The organism is Rossellomorea sp. LjRoot5, from assembly GCF_964253455.1.
Taxonomy (GTDB): Bacteria; Bacillota; Bacilli; order Bacillales; family Bacillaceae_B; genus Rossellomorea.
Genome location: NZ_CAXUQN020000001.1, coordinates 1,799,454 through 1,823,848 on the forward strand (window position 1 = coordinate 1,799,454; position 24,395 = coordinate 1,823,848).

Annotated in this window: 25 protein-coding genes; 24 read left to right on the forward strand and 1 reads right to left on the reverse strand. The window is 43.6% G+C overall.

From position 1 onward, the window contains the following. Positions 1–172: 172 nt before the first annotated feature. The 13 genes from deoB (at position 173) to ACSQ2E_RS09240 (ending at position 12,111) form a co-directional block, all read left to right on the forward strand. Positions 173–1,357, forward strand: coding sequence for a phosphopentomutase (gene deoB, locus ACSQ2E_RS09180; RefSeq protein WP_435990250.1), 1,185 nt, complete (start codon positions 173–175; stop codon positions 1,355–1,357). Positions 1,358–1,438: 81 nt separating this feature from the next. Further along, complete coding sequence (locus tag ACSQ2E_RS09185) at positions 1,439–2,254, forward strand: purine-nucleoside phosphorylase (protein WP_435990251.1); 816 nt, start codon at positions 1,439–1,441, stop codon at positions 2,252–2,254. A 34-nt stretch (positions 2,255–2,288) separates the two neighbouring features. After that, positions 2,289–3,593 carry a pyrimidine-nucleoside phosphorylase gene (locus ACSQ2E_RS09190; protein ID WP_435990252.1) on the forward strand — a complete coding sequence of 435 codons (1,305 nt, stop codon included), beginning with the start codon at positions 2,289–2,291 and terminating at the stop codon, positions 3,591–3,593. Positions 3,594–3,827: 234 nt separating this feature from the next. Then, positions 3,828–4,994, forward strand: coding sequence for a D-alanyl-D-alanine carboxypeptidase family protein (locus ACSQ2E_RS09195; protein WP_435990253.1), 1,167 nt, complete (start codon positions 3,828–3,830; stop codon positions 4,992–4,994). 121 nt (positions 4,995–5,115) lie between these two features. Continuing rightward, positions 5,116–5,466 carry an anti-sigma F factor antagonist gene (gene spoIIAA / locus ACSQ2E_RS09200; protein WP_435990254.1) on the forward strand — a complete coding sequence of 117 codons (351 nt, stop codon included), beginning with the start codon at positions 5,116–5,118 and terminating at the stop codon, positions 5,464–5,466. A 1-nt stretch (position 5,467) separates the two neighbouring features. Then, the gene (gene spoIIAB, locus ACSQ2E_RS09205; RefSeq protein ID WP_034758205.1) at positions 5,468–5,911 is read left to right on the forward strand and encodes an anti-sigma F factor; all 444 of its coding nucleotides are present in this window, start codon (positions 5,468–5,470) and stop codon (positions 5,909–5,911) included. A 12-nt stretch (positions 5,912–5,923) separates the two neighbouring features. Further along, positions 5,924–6,688, forward strand: coding sequence for an RNA polymerase sporulation sigma factor SigF (gene sigF, locus ACSQ2E_RS09210; protein ID WP_435990255.1), 765 nt, complete (start codon positions 5,924–5,926; stop codon positions 6,686–6,688). A gap of 219 nt (positions 6,689–6,907) precedes the next feature. Next, the gene (locus ACSQ2E_RS09215) at positions 6,908–7,528 is read left to right on the forward strand and encodes a stage V sporulation protein AA (RefSeq protein WP_435990256.1); all 621 of its coding nucleotides are present in this window, start codon (positions 6,908–6,910) and stop codon (positions 7,526–7,528) included. After that, positions 7,518–7,940 carry a stage V sporulation protein AB gene (locus ACSQ2E_RS09220; RefSeq protein WP_435990257.1) on the forward strand — a complete coding sequence of 141 codons (423 nt, stop codon included), beginning with the start codon at positions 7,518–7,520 and terminating at the stop codon, positions 7,938–7,940. Before ACSQ2E_RS09215 ends, ACSQ2E_RS09220 begins: the two co-directional genes overlap by 11 nt. 23 nt (positions 7,941–7,963) lie before the next feature. Continuing rightward, positions 7,964–8,560, forward strand: a complete 597-nt coding sequence (locus ACSQ2E_RS09225) for a stage V sporulation protein AE (RefSeq protein ID WP_435990258.1) — start codon at positions 7,964–7,966, stop codon at positions 8,558–8,560. Next, on the forward strand, positions 8,526–10,004 hold the full coding sequence (locus tag ACSQ2E_RS09230) for a spore germination protein (RefSeq protein ID WP_435990259.1): 1,479 nt from the start codon (positions 8,526–8,528) through the stop codon (positions 10,002–10,004). Before ACSQ2E_RS09225 ends, ACSQ2E_RS09230 begins: the two co-directional genes overlap by 35 nt. Before the next feature lie 76 nt (positions 10,005–10,080). Then, entirely contained in the window at positions 10,081–11,379 is a 1,299-nt protein-coding gene (lysA, locus tag ACSQ2E_RS09235) for a diaminopimelate decarboxylase (protein WP_435990260.1), read from the forward strand. 360 nt (positions 11,380–11,739) lie between these two features. After that, the gene (locus ACSQ2E_RS09240) at positions 11,740–12,111 is read left to right on the forward strand and encodes a GNAT family N-acetyltransferase (protein ID WP_435990261.1); all 372 of its coding nucleotides are present in this window, start codon (positions 11,740–11,742) and stop codon (positions 12,109–12,111) included. A 13-nt stretch (positions 12,112–12,124) separates the two neighbouring features. Here the strand turns inward: ACSQ2E_RS09240 and ACSQ2E_RS09245 are convergent, their stop codons facing one another. Beyond that, the gene (locus ACSQ2E_RS09245) at positions 12,125–12,655 is read right to left on the reverse strand and encodes a DUF309 domain-containing protein (RefSeq protein ID WP_435990262.1); all 531 of its coding nucleotides are present in this window, start codon (positions 12,653–12,655) and stop codon (positions 12,125–12,127) included. A gap of 165 nt (positions 12,656–12,820) precedes the next feature. On the opposite strand from ACSQ2E_RS09245, the gene ACSQ2E_RS09250 reads away from it, so the two are divergent. From ACSQ2E_RS09250 to ACSQ2E_RS09300, 11 genes are all read left to right on the forward strand, one after another. Continuing rightward, on the forward strand, positions 12,821–13,585 hold the full coding sequence (locus tag ACSQ2E_RS09250) for a segregation/condensation protein A (RefSeq protein WP_435994477.1): 765 nt from the start codon (positions 12,821–12,823) through the stop codon (positions 13,583–13,585). Next, positions 13,572–14,165 (forward strand): SMC-Scp complex subunit ScpB, encoded by a 594-nt coding sequence (scpB, locus tag ACSQ2E_RS09255; RefSeq protein ID WP_435990263.1) that lies wholly within the window; start codon positions 13,572–13,574, stop codon positions 14,163–14,165. The genes ACSQ2E_RS09250 and scpB overlap by 14 nt, the downstream gene beginning before the upstream one ends. Positions 14,166–14,415: 250 nt before the next feature. Further along, complete coding sequence (locus ACSQ2E_RS09260; protein ID WP_435990264.1) at positions 14,416–15,582, forward strand: D-alanyl-D-alanine carboxypeptidase family protein; 1,167 nt, start codon at positions 14,416–14,418, stop codon at positions 15,580–15,582. Next, positions 15,575–16,168 carry a nucleoside recognition domain-containing protein gene (locus tag ACSQ2E_RS09265; protein WP_060672297.1) on the forward strand — a complete coding sequence of 198 codons (594 nt, stop codon included), beginning with the start codon at positions 15,575–15,577 and terminating at the stop codon, positions 16,166–16,168. Before ACSQ2E_RS09260 ends, ACSQ2E_RS09265 begins: the two co-directional genes overlap by 8 nt. After that, positions 16,169–16,696 carry a spore maturation protein gene (locus tag ACSQ2E_RS09270; protein ID WP_034758235.1) on the forward strand — a complete coding sequence of 176 codons (528 nt, stop codon included), beginning with the start codon at positions 16,169–16,171 and terminating at the stop codon, positions 16,694–16,696. A 548-nt stretch (positions 16,697–17,244) separates the two neighbouring features. Beyond that, complete coding sequence (locus tag ACSQ2E_RS09275; protein WP_435990265.1) at positions 17,245–17,976, forward strand: pseudouridine synthase; 732 nt, start codon at positions 17,245–17,247, stop codon at positions 17,974–17,976. A 257-nt stretch (positions 17,977–18,233) separates the two neighbouring features. Further along, a complete protein-coding gene (gene resA / locus ACSQ2E_RS09280; protein ID WP_435990266.1) occupies positions 18,234–18,764 on the forward strand; it encodes a thiol-disulfide oxidoreductase ResA in 531 nt (176 codons plus the stop codon). A 31-nt stretch (positions 18,765–18,795) separates the two neighbouring features. Next, positions 18,796–20,472 carry a cytochrome c biogenesis protein ResB gene (gene resB / locus ACSQ2E_RS09285; RefSeq protein ID WP_435990267.1) on the forward strand — a complete coding sequence of 559 codons (1,677 nt, stop codon included), beginning with the start codon at positions 18,796–18,798 and terminating at the stop codon, positions 20,470–20,472. Further along, a complete protein-coding gene (gene ccsB, locus ACSQ2E_RS09290) occupies positions 20,453–21,628 on the forward strand; it encodes a c-type cytochrome biogenesis protein CcsB (protein ID WP_435994479.1) in 1,176 nt (391 codons plus the stop codon). Before resB ends, ccsB begins: the two co-directional genes overlap by 20 nt. 121 nt (positions 21,629–21,749) lie before the next feature. Further along, the gene (locus ACSQ2E_RS09295) at positions 21,750–22,466 is read left to right on the forward strand and encodes a response regulator transcription factor (protein ID WP_034758246.1); all 717 of its coding nucleotides are present in this window, start codon (positions 21,750–21,752) and stop codon (positions 22,464–22,466) included. Beyond that, complete coding sequence (locus ACSQ2E_RS09300; RefSeq protein WP_435990268.1) at positions 22,463–24,226, forward strand: ATP-binding protein; 1,764 nt, start codon at positions 22,463–22,465, stop codon at positions 24,224–24,226. Before ACSQ2E_RS09295 ends, ACSQ2E_RS09300 begins: the two co-directional genes overlap by 4 nt. Positions 24,227–24,395 lie beyond the last annotated feature (169 nt).

Consider the following 24,395-nt stretch of genomic DNA (forward strand, 5'->3'; position numbering starts at 1 on the left):
TTAAGGGATCTCTCTTGTTTTTTTTGAAAGGGAAAAGTAAAATATAGATGTCAGACTTCTGACGTTAAATCCTGTCGATTGCTTCAAAGTGGATAAGGGTAAGATACGTTTGAAGGTCGAAAATGTAACCGCTTTTTTAAAAAATGGATTAATATATAGGAGGTTTATTATAATGAGTAACTATACATACAAACGGGTTCACTTGATCGTAATGGATTCTGTCGGTATCGGCGAAGCGCCGGATGCAGAACTGTTCAACGATAAGGGATCAGATACGCTCGGTCATATTGCTGAACACGTGAATGGATTGAATATGCCGAATATCGGGAAGCTCGGCCTTTCCAATATTAAAGAAGTAACAGGTATTGAAAAGGCAGACAAACCTCTTGCATACTACACAAAAATGCAGGAAGCATCAGTCGGGAAAGACACGATGACCGGCCATTGGGAAATCATGGGTCTGAATATCGATAAGCCGTTCAAGACATACCCGGATGGTTTTCCTGAAAAATTGATCCAAAGACTTGAAGCCGAAACAGGCAGGACGATCATTGGAAACAAGCCTGCCAGTGGCACGGAAATCATTGAGGAACTGGGAAAAGAGCATATGGATACAGGAGCTCTCATTGTGTATACATCTGCAGACCCCGTTCTTCAAATCGCAGCTCATGAAGATATCATCCCGATTGAAGAGCAGTACAAAATCTGTGAGATTGCCCGTGAAATCACGAAAGAAGAGGAATACCTCGTCGGACGTGTGATCGCCCGCCCGTTCGTGGGTGAACCAGGAGAGTTCAAACGGACATCCAATCGCCACGACTATGCGCTGAAGCCATTTGAACGTACGGTCATGAATGAAATGAAAGATTCTGGCCTGGACGTAATCGCCATCGGAAAGATTTCAGATATTTACAATGGTGAAGGTGTGACGGATTCTATCCGTACGAAGCATAATATGGACGGAATGGACAATTTCATTAAAACATTCAATCAGTCCTTCACGGGTCTCAGCTTCCTGAATCTCGTGGACTTTGATGCGTTATATGGACATCGTCGTGATCCCAAAGGATACGGGGAAGCATTGGAAGAGTTCGATGCGAGACTGCCGGAAGTGTTCGATAAAATGACGGAAGATGATCTTCTCATCATCACGGCCGATCATGGAAATGACCCTACTGCCCCGGGGACAGACCATACGAGAGAGTATGTTCCACTTCTTGTTTATTCAAAACGATTTAAAGAGGGGAAGGAACTGCCGATCTCCGAAACATTCGCAGATATCGGGGCAACGGTTGCTGATAACTTTAATGTAAAAATGCCGAAGTTCGGACAAAGCTTCCTGACGCAATTGAAATAAGAAAACGAAAAATACAAGCAGGAGAGAGGGATGAAGCGGAAAGCTCATTACCTCCTCTTTACGTTGAAAAGGAGTAATAAGATGAATTACGAAAACATCCAAAATGCAGCAAATCATTTGAAAAACCAATATACAGGACAGCCTAAGGTCGGATTGATCCTTGGATCAGGACTTGGTGTACTGGCAGATGAAATCCAAAACTCAGTGAAGATCCCTTATAAGGAAATTCCTGATTTCCCTGTTTCAACAGTAGCGGGTCATGCGGGACAGCTTGTGTTCGGACAATTGGCCGGACAGGAAGTCGTCGCCATGCAAGGGCGTTTCCATTACTATGAAGGGTATGGATTCGATAAAGTGACATTCCCAGTACGCGTCATGAAAGAGTTGGGCGTGGAAGTGCTGATTGTGACAAATGCAGCAGGCGGAGTGAACGAAAGCTTTCAGGCAGGGGATCTGATGCTGATTACCGATCATATCAACAATATGGGAGGCAATCCCCTTATCGGAGCGAATGATTCCCGTCTAGGGCCGAGATTCCCGGATATGTCAGAGGCATATTGCAAAGAACTCCGTCAAAAAGCGAAAGAAATCGCCGGGAAATTATCCATTGAAGTGCAGGAAGGGGTCTATGTAGGAAATACCGGCCCTACTTATGAAACGCCTGCTGAAGTTCGCCTTGCCCGTACCCTGGGTGGAGATGCCGTCGGAATGTCAACGGTTCCTGAAGTCATCGTGGCCCGTCATGCAGGAATCAAGGTATTGGGGATTTCATGCATTTCAAATATGGCTGCCGGAATCCTGGACCAGCCCCTTTCCCATGATGAAGTCATGGAAACAACGGAGATGGTGCGTGCCAATTTCCTTTCATATGTAAAAGAGATCGTGAAATCATTATAAACGCTGATTAATACTAGAAGAGTGGGTGAAGGCAATGAGAATGGTTGACTTAATAGAGAAAAAACGTGAAGGAAAAGAATTATCTACGGAAGAAATCAAATTCATCGTTGAGGGGTATACAGACGGAAGCATCCCGGATTATCAGGTAAGCGCCCTGACGATGGCGATTTTCTTTAAAGATATGAGCGATAGAGAAAGAGCAGACCTGACGATGGCCATGGTGGAATCAGGCGATCAAATTGATTTGTCCGCCATTGAAGGGATCAAAGTGGATAAGCACTCTACAGGAGGAGTCGGTGATACAACGACACTTGTTCTTGGACCACTTGTGGCATCTGTTGGTGTCCCTGTAGCGAAGATGAGTGGAAGGGGTCTTGGTCATACCGGGGGAACCATCGATAAGCTTGAATCCGTAGAAGGATTCCATGTGGAAATCGAAAACGACGAGTTCATCCGCCTGGTGAACAAGAATAAACTTGCCGTCATCGGTCAAAGCGGTAACTTGACACCTGCCGATAAAAAGCTGTATTCCCTGCGTGATGTCACGGCTACGGTCAATAGCATCCCTCTGATTGCAAGCTCGATCATGAGTAAAAAGATTGCGGCGGGTGCCGATGCCATCGTCCTTGACGTGAAAACCGGTGCAGGAGCTTTCATGAAGACACTGAACGATTCAAAGGACCTTGCCAAAGCGATGGTGAACATCGGAAATAACGTCGGAAGAAAGACGATGGCCGTCATTTCCGATATGAGCCAGCCCCTTGGTTACGCTATCGGAAATGCACTGGAAGTAAAAGAAGCAATCGATACGTTAAAAGGGGAAGGACCTGAGGACTTAACGGAACTGTGCCTGACCCTTGGAAGCCACATGGTGTTCCTGGCGGAGAAAGCATCCACTTTGGAAGAAGCGAGGGCGTTATTACAAAGAGCGATTGAAGACGGTTCAGCTCTTGAGAATTTCAAGGTATTCCTTAAATCACAAGGTGGAGATCCATCTGTTGTGGATGAACCATCCAAGCTGCCACAAGCTAAGTACAAGATCGAGCTTGAAGCGAAACAGGACGGCTATGTATCTGAAATCGTGGCCGATGCAGTCGGAACGGCTGCCATGTGGCTTGGAGCAGGCCGCGCGACAAAGGATTCTGTCATCGACCTGGCTGTTGGTCTTGAGCTTCGCAAAAAGATCGGGGATGCCGTCAATGCTGGTGAATCCCTTGCTACGATTTACAGCAACGACGAAAACATCGACAACGTAAAAGAAAAATTATATGAAAGCATCAAAGTGACATCTGAACATGTGGATTCGCCTACGTTGATTCATACTGAAATTACGGGTTGATTATCAATTTTGAACGAAGCCTTTGCCGAAGGGATTATTTCTCTTTGGCAGGGGCTTTTTTTGTGTGAAAACAGATTCTTGAAATGATTTCAATAAAACACAATGAACGAAGCTAAACGACGCACTAAATTTTAAAATGACTTTTTACCAATGATTGTATAAAAATGATGCGGTTGGAAAAAATGGATCTATGAGTATTGAATAATAACGAGATTTTGATTGGAGGACAGTTGGATGAAACGTTTTGCGTATATAGTGGTGACATTTGTTTTAACAGCTTTTCTATTTCCTTCTATGGGTTTTGCCCAGGAGAAGAAGTCGGAGCTCGCCGACGTGGCAAAATCAGCCATTTTGATTGAGCGTGATACTGGAGCGGTGCTTTATGAGAAAAACAGCCATGAAAAGCTGGCACCTGCGTCCATGACCAAGATCATGACCATGACCCTCATCATGGAAGCCCTCGAAAAAGGTCAAATCAAGTGGGATGACAAAGTGCGTGCGAGTGAGTACGCTGCATCGATGGGCGGATCACAGATCTTCCTGGAGCCGGGTGAAAGCATGTCTGTAGAAGAAATGCTGAAGGGGATTGCCATTGGATCGGCCAATGACGCCTCAGTCGCGATGGCGGAGCATATTGCAGGAAGTGAAGAAGCATTCGTTGAAAAAATGAACAAAAAGGTGAAGGAGCTCGGGTTAAAGGAAACTAACTTCAAAAACCCGACAGGTTTACCATCCAAAGATCATTACAGCTCGGCCCATGATATGTCCATGATGGCGAAGGAACTTCTTAAATATGATGGAATCACAAAATTCACAGGCAGCTATGAATCCTATTTACGGGAAGGGTCTGATAAAAAATTCTGGCTTGTGAATACGAATAAATTAGTCCGTTTTTATGACGGGGTGGATGGTTTGAAAACAGGTTTCACGAACGAGGCGAAATATTGCCTGACGGCGACGGCAAAGAAAGACAATATGAGAGTGATTGCGGTCGTGTTCGGTGCCCCGACACCAAAGGAACGGAACAATGAGGTGAGTAAAATGCTTGATTATGCCTTCAATCAGTATTCAACCAAACCTCTCTTTAAAAAAGGAGATTCTCTTGCTAAGGTGAAGGTCTCAAAGGGTAAGGAAAATAAGGTGGATGCCGTAACGGATGAGCCCATATCCCTCCTTACCCAAAAAGGTGAAAAGTTAGATGGGATCCAGCAGAAGATCATCTTATCGAAAGACTTGAAAGCTCCGATTAAAAAAGGAGACAAAGTCGGGACAGTCGTGGTGATGAATAAAGGAAAAAAAGTAGTGGTAAGCACTCTCGTTGCCAAGAAAAATGTAAACGAGGCAAGCTGGTGGGAATTATATAAAAAATCCTTTGGTCTTTTTACGAAGGTAGGGAAGTAATGGGCCTCAGAAAATAACCTCTAATTATGACGAATTCCTTCTAGTTTTGTCATGGAGAAGGAATTTACTAAAAGAATAGCGAAATGACTCACTATACGACAGAGAAGGAGGCTTTCTGATAGTGAGTCTTGCTATTAACTTAGAAGTCAAAAAAGATGTACTGTGTGTCCGTTTAAGTGGTGAGTTGGACCATCACACCGCCGATGAACTCAGGGGAAAAGCTTCAAGTCTGATTGAAAGTGAGAATGTGAAGCATATCATCTTGAATTTAGAGGAATTAAGCTTTATGGATAGTTCCGGATTGGGTGTCATTTTGGGCCGATACAAGCAAATCAAGCAAAAGCATGGAGAAATGGTGGTATGTGCGATATCCCCTTCTGTAAACCGATTATTTGAAATGTCAGGGTTGTTTAAGATCATTCGTCTTGAACCGTCTGAAGAAAACGCATTACAAAGATTGGGGGTCGCATGACATGAGAAATGAAATGAATATTCAATTCAGTTCTTTAAGCCAAAATGAATCTTTTGCCCGTGTGACTGTAGCATCATTTATTGCCCAACTCGATCCGACCATGGATGAGTTGACTGAAATCAAGACCGTCGTCTCAGAAGCCGTGACCAATGCCATCATTCACGGGTATGATAACAGACCGAATGGGACGGTTTATATTTCCGTGATCATGGAAGAGGATGGGTTTATTGATATGACCATCCGTGATGAAGGGATCGGAATTGGAGATGTGGAAGAAGCCCGTCAACCACTCTTTACCTCCAAGCCGGAGCTTGAACGTTCTGGTATGGGATTTACAATCATGGAGAATTTCATGGATGAAATAGAAGTGTCATCACACCCAGGTACAGGCACCACGGTAAGGCTGAAGAAGCACTTGACCAATAGTAAAGCGCTATGCAATTAAGGAGTCGTGCCCATGGATGTCGAAGTGAAAAATGAAAAGGAACAGACCTTTTTGAAAGATCACGAGGTGAAAGACCTGATAAAGAAAAGTCAGGAAGGTGACCAGAGCGCCAGGGATTTGATCGTCCAGAAGAATATGCGCCTCGTATGGTCCGTCGTCCAACGTTTTCTCAATCGTGGTTATGAGCCGGATGATCTCTTTCAAATAGGCAGTATCGGGTTGCTGAAATCAGTGGATAAGTTTGATTTAAGCTACGATGTCAAGTTTTCGACTTATGCGGTTCCGATGATTATCGGAGAGATCCAGCGTTTCATTCGGGATGATGGGACAGTGAAGGTGAGTCGTTCCCTGAAGGAAATGGGGAATAAAATCAGGAAAGCAAAGGATGAGCTTTCCAAGAAGTTCGGCAGGGTCCCGACCGTCAGCGAGCTTGCCGATCATCTTGAGTATTCCGTTGAAGAGGTGATCATGGCCCAGGAAGCGAGTCGTGCCCCATCTTCCATTCATGAAACGGTATATGAAAATGATGGAGATCCCATCACGCTTTTAGATCAGATTGCCGATAATTCGGATAATAAATGGTTTGACAAGATTGCCCTGAAAGAAGCCATCCGGGAATTGGATGATCGGGAGCGGCTGATCGTATATTTAAGGTATTACAAAGATCGGACCCAATCGGAAGTAGCGGATCGGCTGGGGATTTCCCAGGTTCAGGTATCAAGGCTTGAGAAGAAGATTTTACAAACGATGAAAGAACATATGCATACAGAGTCATAGGCAAGATAACCTTGAGGATTCAATTTTTGAATCTTCAAGGTTATTTTTTTGATTGAAATTGTTTCCATAAACTATTCGCTCCAGTCCTTCCCATCACTTCCGCCCCTACGTTGGGTTCAGTTAATTCTCCTCATCGTCCCCGTGTCATTACATAAATAAATCACGTTAATCCATACTATTGGTACGTAGGGAAAATCATGTTTTCGGGAAGTGAACTGCATGGAAGGTATTTTGTATATACGCTTACGTCATCGAGTGCAGGTAAGGGAAGAGAGCATGGTCAAGCTTTCTCAGCTGGCGCAAATCATAGCATCTGAAACAATTGTAGAGGATATAAGGGAAATCCCGATTCATCAAGTGACCCCATCAGATAAGAATATAGTGGTGGTCGACGTCATGAAGGTCATCAGTGAGGTATGCAAAGTATACCCAGACCTGGATATTCAAACGATCGGGCCTACTCAAAGTATTATAGAAGTGATCTATGAGAAAAAGAAAGTCTCTCTTCCTTTATTCATTGGCGTGTGGTTACTATTATTCATCGGTGCGGCCCTGGCGATAATGAATTTCCATGAAGATGTAAGTATGAGAGAAGTTCATCAAAGGCTGTATCATTTTGTGACAGGAGGAGTGGACCCCCATCCTTTATTGTTCCAGGTTCCTTACTCGTTTGGCTTGGGCCTTGGGATGATCTTGTTTTTCAATCATGTGTTTCGAAAAAGACTCAATGAAGAGCCGAGCCCTCTAGAGGTTGAAATGTTTAATTATCAGCAGGATTTAGATCAATACGTGATTATGCACGAAAATAAAGAAAGTCAGAAGAAACTGGATGACCATTAATATATTGATCACCGTATTTATTGGATTTGCCGGGGGGCTTGCTGTAGGCTCGGGTTTCGTTGCATTTTTAACCGTATTGGGTATCATTCCCCGGTTAACTCAATTGACCAAAACAATGAAAATGATTCATTACTATGAAATGGCTGTCATTACCGGGGCTCTTGCAGGAGGGTTCATCAGCCTGAATGATTACACTCTCCATTTCTCTCCCCTCGTCCTTATCCCCCTCGGTCTCATGAGCGGGGTGTTCATCGGACTGTTGGCTGCTGCGTTGACAGAAGTATTGAATGTGTTTCCCATTTTGGCCAAACGAATCGGGATTGATGGAGAAATTGTGATTCTGATCATGGCGATCGTGTTCGGGAAGATTTTCGGTTCTTTATTTCATTGGCTCTACTTGGTTTATCAATAATTTGCAAGAGGCAGGGGTTTCATATGGACAACAAAAGGAAAGTGATCCTGATAACAGATGGGGATGAATACGCCAAGCGCGCTATCGAATGCGTGGCGAAAGAGTATAGGGGAAGGTGTATCTCAAGCTCTAAAGGAAATCCCTCTGTGTTGTCGGGACCTGAAATTGTAAAGCTGATTCAAAGAGCCAAAAACGACCCTGTCTTTGTGATGTTTGATGATAGTGGATTTATTGGGGAAGGTGCAGGTGAAATGGCGCTTAAGTATGTGGCGAATCATCCGGATATAGACGTGCTCGGAATTATTGCGGTAGCAAGTAAAACCAGGCAGGCGGAATGGACCAGGGTGGATGTCTGCATTGATAAATTCGGGGAGTTGACTCCATACGGGGTGGATAAATTTGGTGTACCCGAAATGGATGTAGGCAGATTGACGGGAGATACTGTTTATTGTCTTGATGAACTGGATGTGCCGGTGATTGTCGGAATTGGTGACATAGGGAAAATGGCAAAGCGGGATCATTACTCCCAAGGCGCCCCCATTACGAAAAAAGCAGTGGAAATCATCTTAGAAAGGAGTGGGTACCATGCCTCAAAAGACGAAAGAAACACCGATTTCTAAAGATTTAAAAGTCATTGAAGATTATATGAAAAAACACGTAGGATTGAACACAAGTTTTGACATCGGTGTCCGTAAGTTGATGATTTTGAAAAAAGGTGTCCATTTTTATTATATAAATGGGCTTACCGATGCATCATACATTATTGAAATTGTAGAAGAACTTGTGGAAATCAACGATCATGAGCGGGCCACAAGCCGATTATATGATATTGTACATAATCGACTTGTGCATCAATCCGTCGAACCGGTTAAAACGATTGAAGAGGCAGTAGATGAAGTACTTTCCGGTTTGATTGCCGTATTTGTTGAAGGATATGAAGAAGCGCTGATCGTAGATGTCCGAAGCTATCCGGGAAGGCAGCCGTCGGAACCTGATACAGAGAAGGTTGTCCGCGGTTCTCGTGACGGTTATGTGGAGAATATCATCGTCAATACAGCCTTAACAAGAAGAAGAATAAGAGATCCCAGGCTGAGGTTTGAAATATTCCGAATCGGAGAGCGTTCCAAAACGGATATTTCGATTGCATATATTGATGATGTGGCAAATCCGAGTCTGATTGAAGTGATCAAGAAAGAATTGAAAAGTATAAAAATCGATGGTTTGACGATGGCGGATAAAACGATAGAAGAGTTTCTGGTGAAACAAGGGTATAATCCATATCCATTAGTCAGATATACAGAAAGAGCGGATGTGGCTGCGACACACCTATTAGAAGGGCATGTGTTGATCTTTGTCGATACATCCCCAAGTGTCATCATCACCCCTACCACGTATTTTCATCACCTGCAGCATGCGGAGGAGTATAGACAATCACCGGCCGTAGGGACTTTTGTGAGATGGACTAGATTCTTGGGAGTGCTTGCTTCCCTTTTCCTGCTTCCATTATGGTATCTGTTTGTACTTGATCCATCACTCCTGCCGGAAGCCATCAAATATGTCGGTCCCCAGGAACAGACCAATATCCCGGTCATCGTTCAATTATTCATCGCTGATCTTGGGGTGGAGATGTTCAGGATCGCCGCCATTCATACTCCGACCCCGCTCTCGACGGCCATGGGTTTGATCGCCGCCGTATTGATCGGCCAGATTGCCATCGACGTAGGGTTATTCCAGCCTGAAGTAATCTTATATGTAGCGGTAGCTTCGATCGGTACGTTTGCAACCCCGAGTTACGAATTGAGTGTGGCCAATAAGATGGCAAGGCTGTTTCTCATGGTGATGGTTGCATTCTTCCATATTCCCGGGTTGATGATTGGAAGTACCCTGTATATTCTATACGTAACGAATATTAAATCTCTCAATACACCGTATCTATGGCCACTCCTGCCTTTCAGTCCGAAGGCATTTATGCAGATTCTCGTCAGGAAGTCGGTACCGGGATCAAAAACACGACCAAGTATCGTCCAACCGCGAAATAAATACAAACAGCCTGCGAAATCTTAGAATATTGCAACAACTCTTGTTCTATGGTAAATTACGTTTAATTAGTAGTGGACTATAGAGGGGATTGTGACGTTACATGCATCTTCATGGATCAGCAGAAATAAAAAACGGTAGCTTAATGATAGGAGGGGTCAGTACCTTAGACCTGGCAGCTCAATATGGTACGCCCCTTTATGTGTATGACACGAAACTTGTCAGAGAGCGTGCAAGAGGGTTTAAACAAACATTTGAATCCCTCGGGGTGAAGGCGGAAGTTGCCTATGCCAGCAAAGCATTCTCCTGTATCGGGATCTTTCAGGTAATGGATGAAGAAGGATTGTCCCTGGATGTCGTTTCTGGAGGAGAGCTATTTACGGCTCTGAAGGCAGGATTTCCTCCAGGACGAATCCATTTTAATGGAAATAACAAGTCACGGGAAGAACTAATGATGGCCATTGAACATAAGATCGGCTGTATCGTCGTCGATAATTTTCATGAGCTGGAGCTTGTGAGTGAATTGTCACGGTCCCTTGAAGAAGGCACAAGGGTGCTGTTAAGAGTTACTCCAGGGATCGAAGCTCATACTCATGATTATATCCTGACCGGACAGGAAGATTCGAAATTCGGATTTGATTTAGAGAATGGTCAGGCCGAGAAAGCGATGAAATCAGCATTGGATTCCGAAACCATTGAATTGTTGGGCCTGCACTGCCATATTGGTTCGCAGATTTTTGAAACGACGGGCTTCATTCTCGCTGCAAGGAAAATCATTGGGAGTGTCGCCAGGTGGCGTTCTCAATACAGCTTTGATCCAAAGGTCATTAACCTGGGTGGGGGCTTTGGGATTCGATATACGAAAGATGATGATCCAATCCCTCCGGCTCAATATGTGAAAGAAATGATAGCTGCAGTGAAAGAGGAAGTGGAGAAATACAATTTAGTGATGCCTGAAATCTGGATTGAACCAGGGCGGTCACTCGTAGGTGATGCAGGTACCAGTCTCTATACATTGGGATCGCAGAAAGATGTTCCAGGCGTCCGGAAATATGTAGCGGTTGATGGAGGAATGAGCGATAATATCAGACCTGCCCTATACAAGGCGAAGTATGAAGCGATCATAGCGAATAAAGCCGACCGGATTTGTGAAGATACGGTTTCCATTGCAGGGAAATGCTGTGAGTCCGGAGACATGTTGATATGGGACTTACCACTTCCTGTCCCTGAAGACGGGGATATTCTCGCCGTATTCTGTACAGGTGCATACGGGTATTCGATGGCGAATAACTATAATCGGATTCCACGGCCGGCCGTCGTATTTGTCGAGGACGGAGAAGCCAGGTTAGCCCTCCGAAGGGAGACTTATGAGGATCTAATTACACATGATGTAAAGTTTTAACGACATGTAATGTAGTCTTTAAGTATCTCGAACTTAAAGACTACTTTTTTGCAATCTGGATTACATACTTTAACAAATTTCGATTTTACTATACAATAACTATGACATAAACGAATAGAGTGAAGAAAAAGGAGTCAGTCATGAAGATCAGTAATAAAGCATTGTTCTTGTTATTAATCGTCGCGGGTCTGGTATGGGGAGTCATCTACTGGACGTTCATCGCTGGAAACTAAATTGATTAGGATTTGCTTAATAAAAGTAAATTTAGTAAGATAAATAAACGTTCATATCAATTAAATTTCTAGTTTTTGTCTATAATAGGAAATATAGATTAGACATAAAACATGACGAGGGGTAAATATGTTAATTCGGTATAAAAAGACGTTTGAAAAGATTGCCATGGGATTATTATCTTTCATGCCAAATGAAAAGGATTTGAAGAAGCTTCAACAGACGATGAAGCAATACGAAACTGAAGAAAATTGGCAGCTCTTTTTATGGAAAGAAGAGGACATAGTAGGTTTAATCGGCGTATACAAAACAGAAGGTACATTAGAGATTCAACATATATCAGTCAATCCATCACATCGTCACGAAGGAATCGGCAAATCCATGGTGAAGCATCTCAGGGATATGCACTCCGAGCTTGAAGTGAAGCCCAATTCAGACACCGCATCATTTTTTGAGAAATGCGATGAAATGGGTGAGGACAACGAGGTACAAGAACAATAAAGAGGCAGGCCGCCTATTCTGGTGGCCCGCCTCTTTTTTTTCGCAAGGCATTTTGCCGCTCTGTTATCACATCAGTGCGGTCCCTGAGGGAATGGCGGTGAATGAGCGCTGAATTCGTGAGGTCACTCTCTGAACACCAGATGTAGCCATTTTTCCTGCACCGCAATTGAACCTGATCTGAAAGTGAAACATCCGTTAAAGGCAGGATAATACTGTGATATGGTTGATTTTCGCTGATTTGGTGAATGGTTTCCTCAATCATTGCTTGAAGTTTTCTGGAATGAATTCCGAGAAGGGTCAGTTCTTGGTGATTACTCTTAATATTCTTAATAGCTTTACTGAACGTTCTGACCGCACCTGTCTGGTTGCCTCTTCTATAATGATAAAAACCAACCGCCACCTGGATCAGACCCACCCAGTGAGAAGCCCTGTTTGCCGGATCGACTTCTTTCCAATATTCTTCTAGTACTTCATGGCATTCAAAATAATCACGATTTCCATGGAAGTACATTAAGTATTCGATGTAGGCTTCCGGATAAACCATAAGATCCCTCCATAAGACGCAAAGTAGTTAAATTGTAGCACAATCCCTCGCCAGAACGACAGGAAAGCCTGTAAATACAAAACTTTCTATTGGAGAAAAGAAGTCTTTCTACTATACTATTAAGTAGCATTCTTGCAAGATTGTTATAAGAAATTTGGTGATAAAGTGGAATACAATGTGAAGATTGACGCTTTTGAAGGTCCTATGGATCTTCTTTTGCATCTGATTAACTCGTTAGAAATTGACATATATGATATTCCTATGGCTCAGATCACGGAGCAATATATGTTATATGTACATACGATGAAGAATTTGCAACTGGATGTTGCCAGTGAATATCTAGTGATGGCAGCTACGTTACTCGCCATAAAAAGTAAAATGCTCCTTCCTAAACATGATGAGGGCAAGATGAGCGATGAAATCGAATTTGAAGAGGAAGATCCCCGGGACGAACTGGTGGAGCGGTTAATTGAGTATCGTAAATTTAAAGAAGCAGCGAATGAACTGAAGCTTCGTGAGGAAGAGCGGGGGCAAGTGTATACCAAGCCTCCAAGCGACCTTTCAGAATTCAGTGAAGAGGTCGATTTGAAGAATACGGAAGTTCAGGTATCTTTATATGATATGCTTGGAGCTTTTCATAAATTATTGAGAAGGAAAAAACTTCAACGACCCGTTCAAACGAGAATTACTAGACAGGAAATATCCATTGAGAAAAGAATGAATGATATTCTGGAAAATTTACAGAATCTAAAAAGTCGCACATCCTTTAAAAATCTTTTCCCCTCTGATAGCAAAGAGCATCTCGTGGTGACGTTCCTTGCTGTGCTGGAATTAATGAAGCGGAAACAAATCATTGTCAACCAGGATAAAAACTTTACGGAAATATTTGTAGAAGCAGGAGAGGAGGCTGGAATGGTTGAGCAGTATTAATTGGAAAGGGGTCCTTGAAAGCTTATTGTTTGCAGCGGGGGACGAAGGTCTATCACTGAAACAGGTCTGTTCTGTACTGGAAATCGAAGAACAGAAAGCAAAGGATGTCCTTGAAGACTTGAAGAATGATTATGAGAATGATTCCAATAGAGGCATATACATCATTGAAATTGCAGGAACCTTTCAATTAGTGACCAAAAAAACAAATGCCGACTACTTAAAGAAGCTGGTAGAATCACCCCATGTCAGTTTCCTTTCACAGGCAGCCCTTGAAACCCTTGCGATTATTGCGTATAAACAACCAATCACGCGGACGGAAATCGAGCAAATTAGAGGCGTCAAGACGGAGCGTCCCATTCAGACCCTTACGTCAAAAGGGCTCGTTAAAGAAGTGGGCAGGGCGGAAGGGACCGGCCGTGCATTCTTATTCGGTACAACGAAAGAATTTCTGGACTACTTCGGCCTGAAAAGCATCGAGGAACTTCCGCCTCTTCCTGAGAATATTGAAGATGAATTCGCCCAGGACGAAGCCGACCTGTTCTTTGAGAAGTTTCAGGAGACGATGGAAACGAACGAATAGAAGAAAGTTTATGAACAGGCAGAACTGTGAAGATACAATGACAGTCCTGCCTGCTTTATGTTCGACAGGGGGATCAAAAATTCAAGTACCCGGACACAGCCTACGGTAGCTGTGTTTTTTTGTTTTGGCTACGTCCATTGGAGATAAACACTTCCCCTTTATAATCCGCCCCTTTGCTTTCGAGATTTCACTCATATTACCCCTTGTCCTCTCATAAACTTGTACAAACACGTTAGATTTAAAGGAGTAGATGGGTGTGAATCGAAAGAGATCGAAATTTTACATATATTATTTCCTTATATGTGCTTTTCTGTTTGTATCTGTTTCCAATAAGGTTCAGGCTGCACCTTCAGTCAGTGCACAAAAAGCAATCCTAATGGATCAGGAAACAGGGCGCATTCTATATGAAAAGGATGCCCATACTCAAAGTCGCATTGCAAGCATCACCAAGATCATGACAGCGATCCTTGCCGTGGAGTCTGGAAAGATGGACCAGAAAGTAACCGTATCACAGAACGCAGCAGGCACGGAAGGTTCTTCCCTTTACTTGAAGGCAGGAGAGAAGATAAAGCTTGAGGATCTCGTATACGGGTTGATGCTCAGGTCAGGGAATGATGGGGCAGTCGCCATTGCAGAATTTGTAGGAGGAAGCCTGGACGGTTTTGTATATATGATGAATGAAAAAGCGAAGGAAATCGGGATGGAAAATACTCATTTCTCCAATCCCCACGGACTGGACGACCATGAAGATCACTATTCGACTGCGTATGATATGGCCATTCTGGCACGATATTCAATGGAAAACGATAGGTATAAGGAAATTGCGGGCACCAAAGTCCACACAGCACCGAATCCTGATGAGAAGTGGGACCGCAAGTGGAAAAACAAAAATAGACTGCTGACGGAATTATATAAATATAGTACAGGAGGGAAAACGGGTTATACGAAACTGGCAAAAAGAACGCTCGTTTCCACCGCTTCCAAGGATGGGGAGAATCTGATTGCCGTGACCCTGAACGGCCCCGATGACTGGAACGATCATATCGGAATGTTTGAATACGGATTTAAACACTATGATTATAAAATCGTTCTCGACAAAGGCAGAATTGAAAAAATGGATGATGAAATCTATAAAGACCATGCCTACCTGAAACGGGAGTCTGTGTTACCGTTGACAGATGATGAAGTGGATAAGGTCAAAGTGGAGTATAAGATGTTGAAGCCGAAAGAGGAATGGTTAAAGGGTCAGCATGTGCCTGGGGTAGTCGGGAAGGCAGTAGTTTATCTAGGGGATAAGGAAGTAGATACCCTTCCCGTTTTTTATAAAACATCAGACGAAAATAAAGAAGAAAAAAGCTGGTGGAAATTTTGGGCATATTCCTTCGAATCCATCATTGGGGTACGTGACCATGGTTAACTTGATATGGGTGGGGATGACCATTATCGGGTTGATATTCGCGATTATTAACGGGAAAATGGCCGAAGTGAATGAAGCCATTTTTACTTCAGCAAATGAAGCTGTCACCTTATGCATTGGATTGGTCAGTGTATTGGTGTTTTGGCTGGGGATTATGAGAATCGCCCAAGAAGCAGGTTTACTTGATAAATTGGCAAAGTTATTCAGGCCATTCGTGAAGAGGCTGTTTCCGGAAGTACCTGATAACCATCCGGCAATGGGCTATATCCTTTCCAATATGATGGCCAATATGTTCGGTTTGGGAAATGCTGCGACCCCACTCGGGATCAAAGCCATGGAGCAGTTAAAAAGCTTAAACGGGGGAAGGGATGTTGCAAGCAGGTCGATGATCACATTCTTGGCGATCAATACCTCAAGCATCACGATCATTCCGACAACGGTGATCGCGATCCGTATGAAATATGACTCTGCTTCGCCAACTGAAATTGTAGGACCGACTCTGATTGCCACGATGCTATCCACCATTGGTGCGATTCTGATCGACCGTTATTTTCATTATAGGCGAACCCGTCGAGAGGTGAAGTAAATGCAATGGATATCCACCATTTCCTTATGGCTGATTCCCATCATGATTGGGTTTATATTAATCTATGGGACCATCAAAAAGGTCCCGACGTATGAAACGTTTGTGGACGGAGGAAAAGAAGGGATTAAAATAGCCGTATCCATCATTCCCTTTCTCATTGGGATGCTTGTGGCCATCACCATTTTTCGGGAATCAGGTGCCCTTGAATTCTTTGTTGGTCTTATCCGCCCTGCATTGCTTGCACTGGGTATCCCCCCGGAAATCGTTCCTCTGGCCATCATCAGGCCGATTTCCGGAACCGCTGCCCTCGGCATGATGAGTGATATCATCGCCACCAACGGGCCCGATTCGTTCATCGGAAGACTCGCTTCCACCTTACAGGGCAGCACGGATACAACGTTATATGTACTAACCGTATATTTCGGTGCAGTTGGAATCCGGAAAATGGGGGATGCCCTGAAAGTGGGTCTCCTGGCCGATCTCGTAGGAATAGCAGCCGCCATCTTCATCGTCACCATCATGTTTTAATGATTGGCTGTCATTGTAACTTTATGGTTTTGACAAAGCGAGATGTAGTTGATTTTCGCTCCAATCAACTTTTTAAAGTGAGTTTTTCCCCTAAACTCAAAAATGTCATGTTTGATTCCGATCACATCACGCTCTAAAGAGTAAAGTGATTTATTATAACAAGTGTAAAATCCTCTTTATCATTACTGAGTTTATAAAAACCTCTAGCTCTGCCACCAATTGCTTATTTAAAGGGAGAGGGGAACTGCGTAGACTCCTACGGAAAACGGGCGTGTCGAGACCCCGGAAGCGAACTGTGCTGAGGAGGCTCGGCCGAACGTCCGTGGAAAGCGGAGCAGTTCCCCTCACCCTAAAGCACACACCTGTTGCAGAGCATTTAGGAACATAATCTAAAGCTTTAATGATCAGCCTCACCTTGCAGGAAAGATGAAAAGGCATAAAGGGATCGACTGAATTGGTCGATTTTCCTTTATGCCTTTCTATTTTGCCTGGATTGTGTAATAATTCATGAAGGTAAATGTATTGAAAATTAAATGAGGTGAAAGACCGTGGAACGATTACAGAAGGTAATTGCTCACAGTGGCGTGGCATCACGCCGTAAAGCAGAGCAATTAATTATAGAAGGTAAAGTAAAGGTCAATGGGAAAGTCGTAAAGGAACTTGGAACGAAGGTGTCACACTCCGATCGCGTTGAGGTGACGGGCATTCAAATCGAAAGAGAAAATAAAGTATATTATTTGCTCTATAAACCAAGGGGGGTCATCTCTGCTGTAACCGACGATAAAAATCGTCAGGTAGTAACGGACTTCTTCCCTGAAATCGAGGAAAGAATTTATCCTGTCGGCAGACTGGATTATGAAACTTCAGGAATCCTTCTGTTAACCAATGATGGCGACTTTGCCAATTCCCTGATGCACCCAAGCAATGAGATTGAAAAGACATATGTGGCAAGATTAAAAGGGATCCCGCCTAAATTTAAGATCCGCGAGCTTGAAAAAGGAATTAAATTGGAAGACGGAATGACCGCACCGGCTAAAGTGAAAGTCCTGAGTATCGATAAAAAGCAGGGGAAATCAATCGTGGAAATCTCGATTCATGAAGGAAGAAACCGTCAGGTCCGCCGGATGTTCGAAGCCCTGGGTTATCCTGTTCAAAAGTTGAAACGAGAAAGATATGCATTCCTCTCGCTCCACGGCTTGAATGCGGGTGAGGGAAGAGAACTGACACCACATGAAGTGAAACAATTAAGGACGCTTGCTGAAACAGGCAGCATCCACTAATGTCCCTCCTGGAAAGTGTCACATATCCTTCATATAATTTACATTAACTTTAAAGTGATAAATGATATAATGAGAAAGGAATTTTACCCTGAAAATCATGGGATATTTCTCTGCTCATTATGAGGATATGCAACCATACATTATGGCAGGGACTGATTTCATAAGTGGACTCTTATGACTTCAGGCCCTTTGCTACTGTAAAGAGAGAAAAACTTCTCCATTCTTGAGAACGATTTCAATTTGGGAGGCACAGGTAAATGAATAAGAAAAAACGCAGATTGCTCATCCGGACCATTATTCTCATTGTGCTGACTTCTGCAGTTGCGTATACCCTTTATGCAAACTTTACGAAGGATGAAAGAGGAATGTTAAAGGAAGGCGACAAGGCACCTGACTTTGTTCTAACCGATATGGAAGGGAATACACACCGCCTTTCCGATTATGAAGGAAAAGGAGTCTTCTTGAACTTCTGGGGAACATGGTGCAAACCGTGTGAAAGGGAAATGCCTTTTATGAACAATCAATTTAAGAAGTATCAGGATCAAGGCGTACAGATTTTAGCTGTAAATGTAGGGGAATCCGATTTTCTCATTAACCGATTCGTTTCAAAACATGGGTTAGAGTTCCCTATAGTAGTAGACAAAGAAGAGGAAGTGCAGAATGCATATGGGATCGATCCACTCCCGACGACGTTTCTGATTAACCCTCAAGGAGAAATAGAAAAGATCATAACAGGTACGATGACAGAAAACGATATCATTGAAGATTTAGAGAGCATCAAACCGTAAGGCAGTTTAACTTGAAATAAGGAGTTTTAGCATGAAAGAGATTAAATGTGTATGCGGTCATGTGAATCCAATTGGTACCGTTCTCTGTGAATCCTGTGGACGGGCTTTAACGGAGGAAGCAAAGAATGAAATGCTCCATGACATGCGTTACGAGGGGAGTGCAAGACGTTCCCAAACGTATAATAAATCGATTATAGATAAGATTTGGAATTTCTTTTCATCTGTGAAAGTGGGCGTGTGGTTAATCGTCACCACGCTTATTGCTTCAGCAGTGGGAACGATACTGCCCCAGGAACAGTATATTCCAAATGGTCAGCCTGCAGATGAATACTATGAAGATGTCTATGGTTTTTTCGGAGAACTATACTATACGGTAGGTTTCCATGATCTATATAGCTCATGGTGGTACTTGCTATTAATTGCATCCATTGGTGTTTCCCTCGTCATATGCAGCCTGGACCGGGTGATTCCCCTCTATCGAGCCTTGAAGAACCAACGTGTCTCAAGGCATGTCGGCTTCTTGAAACGTCAAAGGATATATGGGAAAACGGACACGACCGAATATCATGAATCCCTCGGCAAAATAAAAGAAAAGCTGACCCGGAAAAAATATAAGATCCGGGAAGAGGATGGAAATATCCTTGCAGAGAAGAACCGTTTCTCAAGATGGGGTCCCTATGTAAATCATATCGGTCTTATCATCTTCTTATTCGGAGGCATGCTTCGATTCGTCCCGGGGATGTACATCGACGAAACGGTGTGGATCCGTGAAGGAGAAACGAGAGCGGTTCCGGGTACGGACCAGGAATATTACTTAGAAAACAAAGGATTCACCCTGGAGACATACGACAAGAATAAGGATAAAGAAGTATTCGGTGAAGCGATTGACAAAAACGGGACTATCGCGAAGAATTTCCAATCGGATGTGATCCTGTATAAGGAATCAGGAGATCGCGTTCCCGGTCAAAAGGCAGAACGCACGAAAGAACAGGAGGATTCCATTAAAGTAAACCATCCTCTTAAATTCGGGAATTTTGCTGTCTACCAAACAAGTTATAAACTGGATGAATTCAAATCCATGTCATTTACCCTGGATAATAAAGAGTCAGGGGAAAGCTTCGGTAAATTCACAGTCGATTTATTCGATCCGCAAAATGCGTATACGTTTGAAGATGGGTATAAAGCAGAACTTATGGGATATTATCCGGATTTCTCGGGGTTCAACGAACAGGGTGAACCGCAAACCAAATCTCCCCTGCCAAATAATCCGGCATTTCTGTTTAAATTATTCTCACCTGAAAAGCCCGAAGGTGAAATCAGTTTTGTAGGAATCCGAAAAAACCTTGAGCCCTTAGGTGAAAATGCCTATAAATTGTCATTTGCAGGTGTCGAGACGAGAGATGTATCGGCCTTAACCGTACATAAAGATCTTACCCTCTGGATCCTGGCTCTTGGAGGAGCAATCTTCATGATCGGTGTTATACAGGGTGCCTACTGGCATCACAGAAGGATCTGGATCAGGCGGAGTGATGATGGGGATGGACTCATCGTAGCCGGACATACGAACAAAAACTGGCATGGTTTGAAAAATGAAATCAGCCTTGTATTGGAAGGCACTGGAATCAATGAGCCTGTCGATCAACAACAAAAGGACGATGTAAGGAGGAATGAGGATGTCAACGACAACAATGGCAGAGTGGAGCAGTAATTTACTTTACGTATCCTTCATCATGTATTTGATTGCGACTCTGTTTTTTGGCGGGAGTATCCGTCAAAAGAATACAACGGAAACGAACCAGAAGAAATGGGGCTTTATCGGGATTGCTTTAACCCTTGTCGGATTTGCCTCTCAATTGGGGTACTTCTTTCTTAGATGGGGCGCTTCGGGACATGCACCTGTAAGTAATTTATTCGAATTTACGACCTTTTTCGGTATGATGCTTGTCGGAGCCTTCATCATTCTTTACTTTATGTATAAGACGACGATACTTGGTGTCATTGCACTGCCATTCGCCCTTTTGGTGATTGCATACGCCAGCATGTTTCCAAAGGACATCAGTCCACTCATCCCTGCACTTCAAAGTGATTGGTTGAAGATCCACGTCACAACCGTTTCGGCAGGGGAAGCGATTCTTTCCATCAGCTTCGTGGCAGGACTGATCTACTTACTGAAATCAGTTCAGCATACAAAAGGCAGCAGGCAGTCATTCTGGCTCGAAACTGTGATGTATTCACTGGTTATCGTACTGGGGTTTGTTGTCGCCTCGACGGCATTTACCCTTGGGCATTACGAAGCGAACTTTCAATACGTGAATCAACAGGGTGAAGAGGCGGTTTCTGAATACACCCTCCCTGCCCTGGTAGGTCCGAATAAAGGTGAACTATTAAGCGAAGACGTGATGGAGCCGCTCGTTGAAATGCCTGCTCTCATCAATGCGAAGAAATTAAATACCGTGATTTGGTCATTTATGATCGGAACAGTCATTTATCTTCTTCTCCGCTTGATCTTCAGAAAGCGGATCGCTGCTAAGATGCAGCCGCTTGTAAAGAATGTGAACCTCGACCTGATGGACGAAATCGGTTACCGTTCTGTATTGATCGGCTTCCCGGTATTCACTCTTGGGGGACTCATCTTTGCCATGATCTGGGCACAGATCGCCTGGACCCGCTTTTGGGGATGGGATCCTAAAGAGGTCTGGGCATTGGTTACATTCTTATTCTATGCAGCCTTTCTCCACCTCCGCATGTCTAAAGGCTGGCATGGCGAGAAATCGGCATGGCTTGCTGTTGTTGGGGTTGCGATCATTCTATTCAACCTTATAGCGGTTAATCTAATTATTGCAGGGTTACACTCATACGCTTAATCAATCGTAAGGAAAGGAAGGAGCTGACAACCATGAGAATACAATTCTCTTCCCAGTCAGCTTCTTTTTTTATACAAAATAGAGGATAATATAGTGTAAATATACAAAGGGGGATGTACCCATGGAAGAAAATATTCGCATTCTGGTTGTAGATGATGAAGATCGAATCAGAAGACTGCTAAAGATGTATTTAGAAAGAGAAAACTATGAAATCGATGAAGCGGAGAATGGAGAACAAGCGTTGGAAATGGCTCTCGAACAAAACTATGATTGCATCCTATTGGATATCATGATGCCTGGAATGGATGGAATCGAAGTGTGTCAGCACCTTCGGGAAAGCAAGGCGACCCCCGTCATCATGCTTACTGCCAAGGGTGAAGAAGTGAATAGGGTACAAGGTTTCGAAGTCGGGACCGACGACTATATCGTAAAGCCTTTCTCACCCCGTGAAGTGGTTCTCAGAGTGAAGGCACTTTTACGACGCTCCACAAAATCAAGTTTCATTCAGACGGATGCAAAAGCAAAGGACCTGATCGTTTATCCCCATCTGACAATCGATAATGATGCACACCGGGTATCGGCGGATGGAATCGATGTCAATTTGACCCCTAAAGAATATGAACTCTTATATTTCCTTGCGAAAGCTCCTGATAAAGTATTTGATCGTGAGCACCTTCTGAAGGAAGTATGGCATTACGAATTCTTCGGTGATTTGCGTACGGTGGATACTCATGTGAAACGATTAAGGGAGAAGCTGAACAAAGTGTCTGAAATGGCAGCTAAAATGATCGTAACCGTATGGGGAGTGGGCTATAAATTCGAGGTAACAAATGAATGAGGCTTTGGCGTAGTGTAGTAGGGAAACTGTGGGTGACCATCCTGCTTCTGGTTTCCTTTGTATTATTTATACTTACCATCTTATTGCTGGAATTTTTTCAGAATTATCATGTAGGTGTAGTGGAGAAAGAGCTGACCCATACGGCTGAAAAAGTAGCCAGGGTCATCGAGAATCATAATGATCTGACCATCGGAATGGAACTGGGGAAAGAAATCATCGATGAACCTGTGAATATCATCATTTCCCTGGATCAAAACCAATCTTTTTATTCTCAAGACTCGACTGTCTTTCAAAAGAAGATCCACCAGTATATCTCGAAGGATAACAAGCTACAGTCAGTCAAATCAAAGGAAATAACCGTTAAAAAAGAGGTTGAATTATCCAAGGAGTCGTCTAATCGATATGAGAATGTCATCGTAGTCGGGACGCCCCTTCATATTAATGGGGAAGATGGAGCCGTTTATCTCTATCAGTCCCTTGGGGTAATCAAAGATACGACACGACAAACCACCAAACTGATTCTGCTTGCGGCAGGGATTGCCATCATTCTTACGACCATCTTTGCCTTTTTCCTTTCCACACGTATCACTGCACCGCTCCGGAAAATGAGGGAAGCGGCTTTCGAAGTGGCAAAGGGGAAGTTCGATACAAAGGTACCGATCCTGACGAAGGATGAAATCGGTGAACTTGCTACAGGCTTCAATCAAATGGGAAGGCAGTTGAAGTTTCATATCAATGCACTCAGTCAGGAAAAAGAACAGCTTTCATCCATTCTCAGCAGTATGGCTGATGGTGTAATCACCTTTAATCGGGACGGGACCATCCTGATCACGAACCCCCCTGCAGATCGTTTCCTACAACACTGGTATTACGAACAAAGTGAAGAGGGTGAAGAAGCGATACCGACGACTGTAAGAGAGTTATTGCAGAGTGTGGTCGTAACTGAAATGGAACAAACTGATGAACTGAGTCTGCAAGGGCGATCCTACGTAGTGATCGTGAGCCCCCTATATAATAATAACAATATCAGGGGAGCGGTCGCGGTGGTTCGTGACATGACCGAAGAGCGGAGATTGGATAAGCTTCGTAAGGATTTCATCGCCAACGTCTCCCACGAACTGCGCACACCCATTTCCATGCTGCAAGGGTATAGTGAAGCGATCGTGGATGATATTGCAGGATCGGAAGAAGAGAAGAAAGAAATTGCCCGCATCATCTATGATGAATCGCTACGCATGGGAAGGCTCGTGAATGATCTCCTGGATCTTGCCCGCATGGAAGCCGGGCATATCACCCTGAACAAGGATGTCATCGAAGTGATGCCTTTCACGGAAAGAGTGACAAACAAGTTCATCGGATTGGCCAAGGAAAAAAAGGTTTTCATCTACTTTGAAAGTGATGTGGAGATGAATAAAGAAATCATTATGGACCCCGATCGAATTGAACAAGTATTAACGAATCTCATCGATAATGCTTTGAGGCATACGCCAACGGGAGGGGAAGTGACGGTTTGCCTGACGGAAAAAAAAGGCGGATATCTGTTCCATGTCAAAGACACGGGTTCCGGCATACCTGAAGAAGATCTTCCCTTTGTATTCGAGCGTTTTTACAAGGCGGACAAAGCCAGAACAAGAGGGAAGTCGGGAACAGGTCTCGGCCTCGCCATCGCTAAAAATATCATTGAATCCCATAAGGGGCATATTCAGGTGCAAAGCAAAGTCGATCAAGGGACAACCTTCACTTTCTTTCTCCCTATTTAGCCAATTATCGATCATCTCCATAGAAACATGACGATTTTTCTTGTTACATGGGAAACATTCTTTATTTTTTGTTTTATTTCAAGAAGGTTGTTGAAAAAGAGAAAATGGGCCAGCAGGGTGATTCTCCCTGCTGGCTTTTTCCATGCTGTTTCCCGTCAATCTGGGTCTT